The sequence below is a fragment of the Nostoc sp. genome, from assembly GCF_036917755.1.
In the GTDB taxonomy this organism is placed as follows: domain Bacteria; phylum Cyanobacteriota; class Cyanobacteriia; order Cyanobacteriales; family Nostocaceae; genus Nostoc.
Map to the genome: position 1 here is coordinate 47,742 of NZ_JBALFC010000003.1, position 12,473 is coordinate 60,214.

Annotated in this window: 8 protein-coding genes; 3 read left to right on the forward strand and 5 right to left on the reverse strand. The window is 43.1% G+C overall.

Annotated features, from left to right (window positions below; translation table 11 throughout):
* Nucleotides 1–248: 248 nt before the first annotated feature.
* Both V7L05_RS01590 and V7L05_RS01595 read right to left on the reverse strand, forming a co-directional pair.
* Nucleotides 249–884, reverse strand: a complete 636-nt coding sequence (locus V7L05_RS01590; RefSeq protein WP_335161194.1) for a hypothetical protein — start codon at nucleotides 882–884, stop codon at nucleotides 249–251.
* A gap of 323 nt (nucleotides 885–1,207) precedes the next feature.
* Nucleotides 1,208–1,840, reverse strand: coding sequence for a TetR/AcrR family transcriptional regulator (locus V7L05_RS01595; RefSeq protein ID WP_335161196.1), 633 nt, complete (start codon nucleotides 1,838–1,840; stop codon nucleotides 1,208–1,210).
* A 145-nt stretch (nucleotides 1,841–1,985) separates the two neighbouring features.
* On the opposite strand from V7L05_RS01595, the gene V7L05_RS01600 reads away from it, so the two are divergent.
* Entirely contained in the window at nucleotides 1,986–2,873 is an 888-nt protein-coding gene (locus V7L05_RS01600) for a tetratricopeptide repeat protein (protein ID WP_335161199.1), read from the forward strand.
* A gap of 253 nt (nucleotides 2,874–3,126) precedes the next feature.
* Here the strand turns inward: V7L05_RS01600 and V7L05_RS01605 are convergent, their stop codons facing one another.
* Nucleotides 3,127–3,525, reverse strand: a complete 399-nt coding sequence (locus V7L05_RS01605; protein ID WP_335161201.1) for a response regulator — start codon at nucleotides 3,523–3,525, stop codon at nucleotides 3,127–3,129.
* Between the two features lie 567 nt (nucleotides 3,526–4,092).
* On the opposite strand from V7L05_RS01605, the gene gyrA reads away from it, so the two are divergent.
* Nucleotides 4,093–6,609 (forward strand): DNA gyrase subunit A, encoded by a 2,517-nt coding sequence (gene gyrA / locus V7L05_RS01610; protein ID WP_335161204.1) that lies wholly within the window; start codon nucleotides 4,093–4,095, stop codon nucleotides 6,607–6,609.
* 601 nt (nucleotides 6,610–7,210) lie between these two features.
* On the forward strand, nucleotides 7,211–7,396 hold the full coding sequence (locus tag V7L05_RS01615; protein ID WP_300414870.1) for a chlorophyll a/b-binding protein: 186 nt from the start codon (nucleotides 7,211–7,213) through the stop codon (nucleotides 7,394–7,396).
* 125 nt (nucleotides 7,397–7,521) lie between these two features.
* Here V7L05_RS01615 and rpoD read toward each other — a convergent pair whose 3' ends face one another.
* Nucleotides 7,522–8,691, reverse strand: a complete 1,170-nt coding sequence (gene rpoD / locus V7L05_RS01620; protein WP_094353188.1) for an RNA polymerase sigma factor RpoD — start codon at nucleotides 8,689–8,691, stop codon at nucleotides 7,522–7,524.
* A gap of 1,497 nt (nucleotides 8,692–10,188) precedes the next feature.
* Entirely contained in the window at nucleotides 10,189–12,126 is a 1,938-nt protein-coding gene (gyrB, locus tag V7L05_RS01625; RefSeq protein WP_335161206.1) for a DNA topoisomerase (ATP-hydrolyzing) subunit B, read from the reverse strand.
* Nucleotides 12,127–12,473 lie beyond the last annotated feature (347 nt).

A 12,473-nucleotide genomic window follows, 5' to 3' on the forward strand; every position in this document is an offset into this window, starting at 1 on the left:
GCCCTATACTGACAATTGCTTGAGTTTTTAGTGTTTTCACAAAAAAGAATTCAGGAGCGGAGCGTCTGGAGTCTCCCCAAGTAGAGCAAGTGGTGTCAACTTGTGTTCAGAATTAAGCATGAATTGGAGTCCGACTGGCTCCTGAATAAAGGGTGAAAAACTAGACTAAATCCAAGATTTAGTGGTCAACTCTCGTAGTGGCGGGTCTGAATCCCCAAGGAATTACATTCTGAATTCTGACTTCTTATTTAAAAAAGGTGTATGTTGATTAGCGATGGTCTCTCAGCAGGAATTACGTAGCCAGGAGCATAAAATTCCTGCTGTGGGCCAATAATAACCCCGTCGGGAAGTCTGGAGTAACCATTACGAAGTCTGACTACGTCTCTAGCAGGAATAATTCTCCCATTAGCCAATCTGAGATCACCATTACGAAGTCTGGCTGCTCTGCTATTGTATTGGTTGTCGCGGTTCCAATTGCTCCTGTCTCCAACGTTTCTAACTTCTCCAGTATTTGTTCTGCCGTCGCGGTTCCAATTGCCCCTGTCTCCAACGTTTCTAACTTCTCCAGTATTTGTTCTGCCGTCGCGGTTCCAATTTCCCCTGTCTCCAACGTTTCTAACTTCTCCAGTATTGGTTCTACCGTCGCGGTTCCAATTGCCCCTATTTGCGCGAGTTCTGACTTCTCCAGAATTGTTTCTGCCGTCACGATTTGAATTGCCCCTGTCTCCAACGTTTCTGACTTCTCCAGTATTGGTTCTGCCGTCGCGGTTCCAATCTTGATCGCGTTCAACGGTCTGGGCATTTGCAGGTGCAGTCAAGAGAATGGGAACAATAATCAGGGCAGCAGCAGCTAAGACTATTGATACACGGTTTGGTTTCAGCATGGAATTGACTCCTTGTTTAGATTAAAGTTCTATTCTGCTTAGGTTCGGATTCACCAATTTAGACAGTTGCTTTTGTTTTGGCATCAATATGTCTAAATGTCTAATATTTACCTAATCGTATAATTTCATACATCCTAATTATGGCTTAAAAATTCCAGACTGATGTATAACCAAAGTCACTAGTAATTCCAGACTGATGTATGACTAAAGTCACTAATTTTCTTTCTAATGGCGAGTAGGGCTAAATCCCCGCTACAAAAATTAATTCTGTTAGCACCGCGTCATTACGAATTACGAATTACGAATTACGAATTATTCTAATCCTAGCTTGGTGCAATTCCTTGCCAAATAATATCCACAAGACTCAGGATAAATACTGATACTTCCGTGGCAGGATCTCCAAAATTTAAGTAAGTTCCTATTGCTAATTCGGCAGTTGGCATACTGACTTGGGACGACATCTGTTCTAAGAAAACGTAGTTCATCACCGATCCGACTAAGATATGAGCCACTGTCTGGGGATCGCAAGGGCGAAGGCGATCTTGGTTAATCTCACGCTCTAAGAAAGCAGTCAGTATTTTCACATCTAGCATCGGTCTTGGCTCTTTACCTCCAAGTTCTGGCATCGCATTGCCTCGCGATCGCAGCATCATTATCTGAGGTAGCACCTCACGATAGAATTCCATAATCTGGACGCAAATATTGATCAGGTTTTCTTTAAGATCGCCTTTGCCACAGAGAGATTCCAACTCGTTCACCCAGAGGGGTTTTTCTGGAATTCCCATCGCCGCAAAAAATAACTCTTCTTTCGTTGAGAATCGCTTGAAAATTGAAGCTTCAGAAATACCAGCCTGTTGAGCAATTTCTAAGGTTGAAGCACCAAATCCTTGTTGTAGGAAAACTTGACGAGCTGCTTCTAAGATTCGCTGATTGGTGATTCTGGGTATACGAGCCATAAATAAGTAAGTGGATACTTATTAATCTATTGCCTTTGTGATCGGGATGTCAAGAACTAATCACGTAAGATTTTGCTACCGTCAAGAGCGGAGATCGTTTAAGCTAGCTGAAAGATTCTTTGATTAGTGGCTTAAAGGCGGTAGTGTGCCTAAATATGTTCGTTTGATTTCTTTTCTAATGGTTTGTAGTTTGTGGAGTATGCCAAAAGCCGCTAACGCGCAGGCATTAATACCCCATACATTGCAACTAGATGCGACAAAGTTAGAGAAGCAGGGGTTGAGCTTGGCACAAGAGGCGGCTCAACTAGCTCAGTTTCAACAGATTGATTTAGCTTTGCCACGAGCGCGGCTGGCTAGTCAGCTGGCTCCGAAGAATGATAAGGTGTGGTTGCTGTTAGGTGGATTGCAACTGCAAACTAAAGAGTTTGATGGGGCGATCGCTAGCCTGAAAAAAGCGCAATCTATCAACCCTAAAAATGGTGATATTTTGTTTGCTTTGGGTTCAGCGAATTTTCAGCAGAAAAATTATCAGGCTGCTGTTGTCAATTACCAAAATGGTTTGAAGTTAAAACCCAACGATCCAGAGGGGTTATTTGATTTGGGTAATGCTTATTTTTTGCTGGGTAAATTGCCAGATGCGATCGCGCAGTATGATAAGGCCGTCTCCCAAGATAAAAAATTCTGGCCGGCGCTCAACAATATTGGCTTAATCAACTACGAACAGGGTAATATCCCCGAAGCAATTAAGCGATGGCAATCTGCTATAACCCTTGATAAGCAAGCCGCAGAACCTTTATTGGCCTTGGCAGTGGCACTGTATACTAAAGGCGATCACCAACAAGCACTAACCTTTGGAGAAGCTGCACTCCGCATCGATCCGCGCTACGCTAGTTTGGATTTCCTCAAAGAAAATCTCTGGGGCGATCGTCTCCTGTCTGATACGAAAAAATTCCTAGAATTACCCCGTATTCAAGCAGCCCTACAGCAACGAGAAAACTCATCATCAGCACCAGGAAAACAGCCTACGCAATAGGAGTAGGGAGTGGGGAGTAGGGAGTGGGGAGTAGGGGAAAGAGGTAATTTTTCATTTTTCCAACTCTCAACTCCTGATTCCCCATTCCCCATTCCCTATTCCCCATTCCCCACTCCCCATTCCCCATTCCCCACTCCCCTCTTGCCTAACAATACCTTTTCATAGTACATATATACTAACTAAATACAGGAATTAGTCGCCCAAAAACATTGGCGGGCGAATATTCCTAAAATAAGTCATTAATTCTCAATGGTCAGTCTGGGGGTAGAAGTGCGATGATTTGGTCAACAAACTGTTGATGGTCAACAACTGGCTTAGAAATGTAGCCATCAGCGCCGCTTTGCTTGAGAAAGTTCTCGCGATCGCCTTCCATAGCATGTGCCGTCACCAAAATCACAGGTAATTTTGCTGTTTTTGGATCAGATTTTAACATTTGTGTAATCTTGATTCCATCAACAGACTTACCTTGATAAACACTTCTAGACAGAGAAACATCCATTAAAATCAGGTCTGCTTCTCCTGATTGGGCAATTTTTATGACTTCTTCGACATTTTCAGTGTGTTTCACACCCAAGCCGCCACGCTTGGACAAAATTTTGGAAAAAACACGAGCATTAATTAGATCGTCTTCGACAATTAAGACAGTTTTCATGAGAATTTTAGTCATAGAGGTGAGAGGATTCAAGAATTCCAGAATTCAAAATTAAGAAATGCAATCACGAGCGCAAGGAGTCAGAAGACAGAATTCAGAATTCAGAATTCAGAATTCAGAATATCCCAGCAGTCAAGTCAGAGCGAAGAGTCACGGAAAGAATTTAATATCACGCGCGTTTAAAATCGCTTGCTCTAAACCTCTCTTATACATCCAGTACTTCGACCCAACTCTACCAGACGCTACGCGAACGACAAAGCTCAGGGCAACGCAAGCTCAGTAACCATCGCACAGAATCCAGAATGGATTCTGGCACCTGGATTCTGACTCCTGAATTCTGAATTCTTCTTCGGTAAGTATCATGGCTACTAAGTTTATGTAGATTATAGTCGTCTGCATCCTTTTTAATAGTCAATGTGCATCCTCGTCATCAAGGATGATACTACTGCTTTTTATTCTATGGCGATCAAAATTTTGTTATGAATCCTATTTGATCCGTTATGCTGTGGTTGCCGCAGTGTTGAGTTCCATCGGCTTTTGTGTAGTTAAATTTCAGGGAAAAAACTCATGGCAAAACAGTTAAACCTGCTCTCAACGGGACAGGTAGTTACAACAGCCCTGCACACCGAGATGCAACGGTCTTATCTAGAATATGCCATGAGCGTGATTGTCGGGCGAGCGCTACCAGACGTGCGTGATGGCTTAAAACCAGTGCATCGCCGCATTCTGTATGCAATGCACGAACTTGGTTTAGTACCAGATAGACCCTATCGGAAATGTGCGCGTGTAGTGGGTGATGTGTTGGGTAAATACCATCCCCACGGCGACCAATCAGTTTACGATGCCTTAGTGAGGCTAGTGCAGGATTTTTCTAGCCGCTATCCTTTACTAGCAGGACACGGTAACTTTGGCAGCGTCGATAATGACCCGCCAGCAGCGATGCGCTACACAGAAACGCGCCTCGCACCCATCAGTCATGAGGGAATGCTGACAGAAATTGGTGAAGAGACTGTGGAATTTGTCGGTAACTTCGATAATTCCCAGCAAGAACCAACGGTGCTACCTGCTCAATTGCCGTTTCTGTTGCTTAACGGCTGTTCTGGTATTGCCGTGGGAATGGCGACGAATGTTCCGCCGCACAACTTGGGGGAAGTTGTCGATGGGTTAATTGCCTTAATCGATAACCCAGATTTGTCAGATGAAAAGTTATTCGAGTTAATTCCAGGGCCAGACTTTCCCACTGGTGGGGAAATAATTGGTCAGGCGGGAATTCGGGAAGCATACACCACAGGTAAAGGTGGGATTCTGCTGCGGGGAGTTGCGACTCTGGAGGAGATTCCAGCTAGTAGAGGAAGCAAGCGACGGACGGCAATTATCATTACAGAATTGCCTTATCAAGTGAATAAGGCTGGCTGGATTGAGAAGGTAGCGGACTTAGTAAATCAAGGACGCCTGCAAGGAATTTCTGATCTTCGGGATGAGAGCGATCGCGAAGGTATGCGGGTGGTAATTGAACTCAAACGCGATACCAATCCCCAAGAAATTCTCCAGAATTTATATCACCAAACTGCTTTACAAATGACTTTTGGGGCAATTCTCCTAGCGATAGTGGATGGACAACCGCGCCAATTAAGTTTGCGTCAAGTGTTGCAGGAGTTTTTGAGTTTCCGAGAACACACGCTGAACCGTCGCTACAATTACGAGTTGGGTAAAGCTCAAAGTCGTGTGCATTTGGTAGAAGGTTTGCTGAAAGCGCTGTCTAATTTGGATCAGGTAATTGAAATTTTGCGCCAAGCTGCCGATGGAAGTACGGCAAAAATTAACCTTTGTAGCCAACTAGATTTGAGTGAGGTACAAGGTGATGCAATTCTGGCTATGCCGTTACGCCGCCTCACCAGTTTAGAAAAGCAAAATTTGCAGCAGGAATTTGAGCAGATAAGTCAACAAATTAGCTTGTTAGAGCAATTACTCAACGATCGCCGGGAATTATTGAAAGCGCTGAAAAAAGATTTGCGATCGCTCAAGCGCAAGTACAACGATCCCCGGCGGACGAAAATAGGAGAGGAGCAGAGGAGCAGAGGAGCAGAAGAACAGAAAAACAGAGGAGCAGAAGATGATCAGGAAAATCCAAAATCCCAAATCCCAAATCCAAAATTAGAACAGCCAGCAGAGTCAGCGATTTTAGAATTTACCCAACGAGGTTATGTCCGTCGCACCCAGCCATCTGGGAAAAAGTCAAAAGCTGAAAATGGTCTGCATGATAATGACTTCATTATCCAAACTGTGTTGACCGACACAGCAAAAGACTTGCTAATACTAACCGGTGGCGGCAAAGTCTATCCTGTGAACGTGGGAGAAATTCCGCCAACAACTGGACGTTCTCCACGGGGGAAACCTTTGATTACGATGCTCAGTAATACTGCTCAAGGCGCTCAAGAAGCTGTGGTCAGCCGCTTTTTGCTGCCGGAAAATCTCGAAACTAGCCAGATAATTCTTGTAACAAAACAGGGAAGAATTAAGCGTCTGTCTCTGGAAGAATTTACTAACTTGACTCGGCGCGGAATCACGATTTTGAAGCTCAAAGACGATGATGAATTGTCATTTACCCAGTTCACCACTCCAGGGGAGCATCTGATTTTAGCTAGTTCCGGTGGGCGACTGTTGCGCTTTGCAGTTAATGATGAACAATTACCGATTATGGGTCGCACAGCGATGGGTTTACAAGCATTTCGGTTATTGAAAAATCAGCAAATGGTTGGCTGTGCCACTGTCGGTAAAGATGACCAACTGCTGCTAGTTACTCAAGAAGGATATGCCAAGCGGATGGCTGCGAGTCAGTTGAGAGCGGCTAATCGCGGCGATTTAGGCACGCAAGCGCTGAGATTTGCCAGCAAAACCGACAACTTAGCTGGTATGGTCATAGCCAACGCATCTGGTGAAGTAGCTTTAGTGACGAATAAAGAGCGGGTAGTACGGATACCTGTGGAAACAGTGCCGCTCTTAGGTAAAGATGTCAAAGGTGAAAGCATCCTCCAACTCAACCGCGATGAAAAAATCATCACCGTTGCCGAAGTGCGATCGTAAATTATGAGGGCTGCTCTCGTGATCTCCTTCCCAGTCTCCGACTGTGAATGCCTTCCGAGAGGGCTGCCGCCTCAAGACTTGCGACACCGCAATGAGCAGCATTTCCAGCCAGAGACTGGAAACGAGGTTTGAAAAGGGTTTTGGCTTAAGTTGACACCAATGGCTTTTCGGCCCACCCCACAAGTAGTAGTAATTTATTTCTTGGAAATCCCTAAGCTGGATTTAGATCCCCGACTTCTTGAAGAAGTCGGGGATCTGGACAAATCGGGACAGTATTTTTAACTCCAATATCTCCATTTATTATCAATAATTTTCATTTAAAAATCACAACCTCTATATAAAATCAAGCAATACAAACAAAGTATTTGACAATTAATATCAATAAATATAGGATTGTCTATGACGGTGAAAGTCTAGATAACATTTCTTCACCTCAGTAAATCTCACTGAAGGCCGATGTTTTAATCTGTATAAATAGCTAATACTATTTATGTCAAGGTATGGAAACAAAAGTATAAAAAATGTTGCCTTTATAAAAATATTTGTTATATTAGTTTACATAAGGAAATAAACCTTAAGAATTAAATTTGGAGTCCTAACCATGACAAATGTAAGCACAACAAAAGTTACTACTCCCGTAATTGAGGATCGCAACGCTTGGCGTTGGGGCTTTACCCCACAAGCAGAAATTTGGAACGGTCGCTTGGCAATGATTGGCTTTTCAGCAGCCATTTTGGTTGAACTTTTTTCTGGTCAAGGCTTCCTGCATTTTTGGGGCATCCTATAAGTTTTAATATCTAAGATGACCTATAAATAAAAAAACCTGGAGTGCTAATTCACTACCAGGTTTTTTGTTGTTTTGTCATTTGTCATTTGTTTATTTACTAATGACAAATGACTAATGACTCTTGACTACCGAATATATTCCTTGAGAACGCTGTTACGATTTGGATGGCGTAACTTGCGGAGTGCTTTCGCCTCAATTTGACGAATCCGTTCGCGGGTTACATTGAAAATCTGGCCGATTTCCTCAAGGGTTTTCATCCGACCATCATCCAAGCCGTAACGCAGTCTAAGAACATCGCGTTCACGAGGACTAAGACTATCGAGGACTTTTTCAAGGTCTTCGCGCAGAAGATTTTTGGAAACTTGGTCTTCTGGTGTCTCACCATCGGATTCAATAAAATCGCCTAATCGAGAATCTTCTTCTTTACCAATGGGCGTTTCTAGTGAAATCGGTAACTGGGCGGATTTAGCAATAAACCGCAACTTCTCAATGGTCATTTCCATGCGAGTGGCGATTTCTTCTTCAGTGGGTTTGCGACCCATTTCTTGAGATAGCAGCTTGGTAGTTTTCTTAATCCGAGAGATGGTTTCGTAAAGGTGAACTGGAAGACGAATCGTGCGAGATTGATCGGCGATCGCGCGGGTAATTGCTTGACGAATCCACCATGTAGCGTATGTAGAGAACTTATAGCCTTTTTCGTGGTCAAACTTCTCAGCGGCACGAATCAAACCGAGACTGCCTTCCTGAATTAAGTCTTGGAACGACAAACCACGATTCATGTACTTCTTAGCAATTGAAACCACAAGACGGAGGTTAGATTGCACCATCTTGTCTTTCGCCCTGCGACCAACATGGAGGCGATAACGAAAGGCTGGTAGTGGAAGTTGCACTGCTTCTGCCCATTCACTATCACGAGGATCGCGATCTAACTGTTCACAGAGTCTTTCGCGTACCCTCTCTAATTCCAGCAAATCGGCTATTTTCCGCGCCAATTCGATTTCTTCGTCTGCCCGCAACAGCCGAATTCTACCAATTTCTTGCAAGTAAAGCCGAATTGAATCTTCGGTGTAGTGCTTTTTCTTGCTTTGTGTCCGACGACGCGATTTAGCGGCTTTTCCAGACTTTGCGTCGTCCTCATCAGACTGAGGCTCTAAAAATTCCTCGTCACCTTCATCGATGATCAGCAAGTCCTCTTCATCGTCTATTAAGAGTTCTTCTAACTCGAGCTCAGGCTGATTCATTATTTCTAGGTCAGGCTGATATATGCTTTCGAGTACGTTGTTAGCCTGGTTCATGCCGCGTTCCTCATGCTCCTTGCAGAATCAATTACTCAAGATGTGTTTACTGCTCTTTTAAACGAGCTAGTTGTCAACCGAAAATAAGTTTGTTGGCAGATTTGCCAGAGATATTTTCGGACGTTTTGCACCTCCGATTGGAGGGGTTTTTACTTTAGTTTAAGCAATTACTAAAGGTGACTTCTTCACTTTAGTAAATGTTATATGTGTTGCTATCACATTTTGCTTTCAACTAACTGGTCAAAAAAAGACTCGCCTTGATCAAAAAATTTGCCACTCCATACAAATGAGTTCAGACTGTTGGCAGATTTTTCTATAAAGACTCTTCCGATTGTAGCCTGTTTCACAGAAATTGCACTCTTTTTGTGTATTAATCATGAACTCCCACAGCAATTTTTAGCCACTATTACCAAAAAGACATTAAAAACGGGAGTGATACCCGGAAATTTTTTCTCGACTTTTCGGAATTGCAGTGACGCTCTGATTACATTACAAAGTAAGTACGCTTGCTTTTGCCGAATTTCATGTATTTTACACAACATTAATTACTGAGAAAGAGTGCATTGTATGTTAACTCAGACAATTCCTCTTAACCTACCCATTTTACATTTCCTTCATAAATTACGCATTTCTGAGATTAAATCGGGTCTTGACCTTGGGTAAATACAACAAGGGTGGTGGTGCTTGCCTGAAAGCAGTTAACCTTCTGCGTACTAATTACCTGAACTGAGGAGTTGAGGCGGTGGCAGAATCGACCTGATAGCAGATCAATTTAGGTTTAACTAATTTGGTCTTATTCACACGTTAGCGCACTGTGGCGATTTCAGCCCTATGAAACTTGACAAACTTTTCTTATTGTATACAAGGATATTTTAATCAATTCAAAAACAATTTGTGTTGGGAACTCACCAATTTAGTCTTATCTTAGGCAAAAGTACATTAGATACATACAATGCAATCGCGATCGCCACGAGATTATATGAAGATATTAACAAGTTTTCAGCCAGATGGTGTTGGCTCCCAGTAGGCATTACCTCGAATCAAGAGAATCCAGAAGATTGCCTGATGATTTGGTTACAAAGGGTTTTTCCGTAATTGAACTGTAAACTTAAATACTTTTATTTCAGTAAGTTTTTGTCATCTTAATTATGAGAAATCCTCAAGATACTTATTAATTGCTGTTTGATAGATGATATTCAGTTATTTGCTTAAAGCATAACAAATGTGTTTCTAGCTGGTGGGCGAAATTATTCAGTGAGTCAGTGCAAAGAGTATTATCTAGACTAAATTTATAATAAAGTTGGTAGTTTTGCTAACATTAGAATATTGAATTTTTGTAAATTGTTGACAATCAGCAAATTATATGGTTATTTGCTCAGTGAGAAATTTAGAATTTTTGTAGTTATGTAGCAATAAAAAAGGTAATGAGTGAAAACGTATCACCCATTACCCATTACCAACTTGACAAATTATCAGAGCAGTGTTAGGGAATTGATATTAGATATCGAGATCGGTGAAGTTGAGTTTAGAACCATAGGTTTCGATGAATTCTCGTCTGGGTGCGACCCGATCGCCCATTAAAATTGTGAAGATGCGATCGGCTTCGGCAGCGTCCTCAATTTCGACTTGCTTCATTTTGCGGGTTTCTGGGTTCATTGTGGTGTCCCAGAGTTGTTGTGGCATCATTTCACCCAAACCTTTGAAGCGCTGGATGGTATAGTTGGCGTTAGCAGGAAATTTGGCGATCGCTTGGTTTTTTTCGCGATCGCTATAGCAATATTCATGATTACGTCCCCGTTCTACTTTAAACAGTGGGGGACAAGCAATATAAATAAAGCCCTGTTCAATGAGCGCTCGTTGATATCGGTAGAAGAATGTTAACAACAAAGTTCTGATGTGCGCTCCATCTACGTCAGCATCAGTCATGATGACTATGCGATGATAGCGTAGTTGGGTGGAATCGAATTCATCACCTTTGACACCTAAACCGAGTGCTGTAATTAACGATTGAACTTCGTTATTTTTATAGATTTTGGCGTCGTCGGTTTTTTCAATGTTGAGAATTTTACCACGTAGAGGCAAGATCGCTTGAGTACGGCGATCGCGTCCTTGTTTTGCACTCCCCCCGGCTGAGTCGCCTTCCACGATGAATATCTCGGATTCGCTGGGGTCACGAGAACTACAATCTGCCAATTTCCCAGGTAATGGCGAAGATTCCAGCACCGATTTGCGCCGAACTAATTCCCGCGCATGACGGGCTGCTTCTGCGGCTTTGAAAGCTTGGATAGCTTTATCTAAAATTGAGTCTGCGATCGCCGGATGAAATTCTAGATACTCGGTGAGGACTTCTCCCACCAGAGAATCAACAATTCCCCGTACTTCGGTGTTACCGAGTTTGGTTTTGGTTTGTCCTTCAAATTCTGGGTCGGGGACTTTAACGGAAATAACGGCTGTCAGACCTTCGCGGACGTGTTCGCCACTGAGGTTTGGTTCATTCTCTTTAATTTTATTGCGCTTGCGGGCGATCGTATTTAATGTCCGAGTCAGAACCGCTTTCAACCCTTCTAAGTGCGTACCACCATCTACTGTGCGAATATTGTTGGCAAAACCCAGCACATTATCCGTGTAAGCATCAGTACACCATTGTAAGGAAACTTCCACATGTACGTTGTTCCGTTCCCCCTGCACATAGATAATTTCTTCATGCAGGGGCTGCTTCTCACGGTTCATGTAGGCGATATATTCTTTAATGCCACCCTTGTAATCGTAGGATTCTACCTTGGGTGTATCGCTTTTGAGTAATTCCAGACGGTGGTCAGTAAAGGTAATTTTGACACCAGCATTCAGATACGCCAATTCCCGTAGGCGACCTGATAAAGTGATGTAATCAAACTCAATGCTAACAGTGAATATTTGGGTATCTGGTTTAAAAGTAACAGAAGTTCCGGTTCTATCTTCTTTATAAGGCTTGACTTGCAGTTCAGTAACTGGGATACCGCGTTCATAACGCTGAATATGAACTTTTTTATCTCGCCAAACTGTAACTTCTACAACCTCAGATAGGGCATTAACAACAGAAATACCAACCCCGTGCAATCCTCCAGAAACTTTGTAGCCACCGCCGCCAAACTTACCACCGGCGTGCAGTACCGTCATCACGGTTTCCAAAGCCGATTTCCCGGTGCGCGAGTGAGTATCGATAGGAATACCGCGACCATCATCTGTTACAGTCACCGAACCATCAGCGTTGATATCCACTTCTATATGAGTGCAATAACCCGCCAAAGCCTCATCAATTGAATTGTCCACCACCTCGTAAACTAAATGGTGGAGTCCTCGCGGTCCAGTGGTACCGATGTACATTCCTGGTCTTTTGCGGACGGCTTCCAGACCTTCCAGAACTTGAATCTGATCGGCACTGTAACTGCTCGTCATGTAAACTCTCCTGATGTGTGGGGTTTAAGTCGCTAAAAGGCAAAAAAAAGTAAAAACACTCCAAAATTTTAACACAAAAGCCTTGTTAGCGTCTGTAGGGCATTTTCAAGAGAAGTTTATACTGGGGTTGCAGTCCCGTGTCTGAGGGTCAACCAATGCAAGGATTTTAGATTTGCGATTTTGGATTGACCCCGACCACGAGGGTGCGTAGCTCTGGGGATTGAAGAAAAGACGATTTTAGATTTTTCCACCCACTAAGTACACGTCACCGTAAAAAAGGGTCGGAAATTATGCGGCAATCACGAGGTCACTTGGAGTCATATTCTTGGAGTCTTGTTTCAAGCATT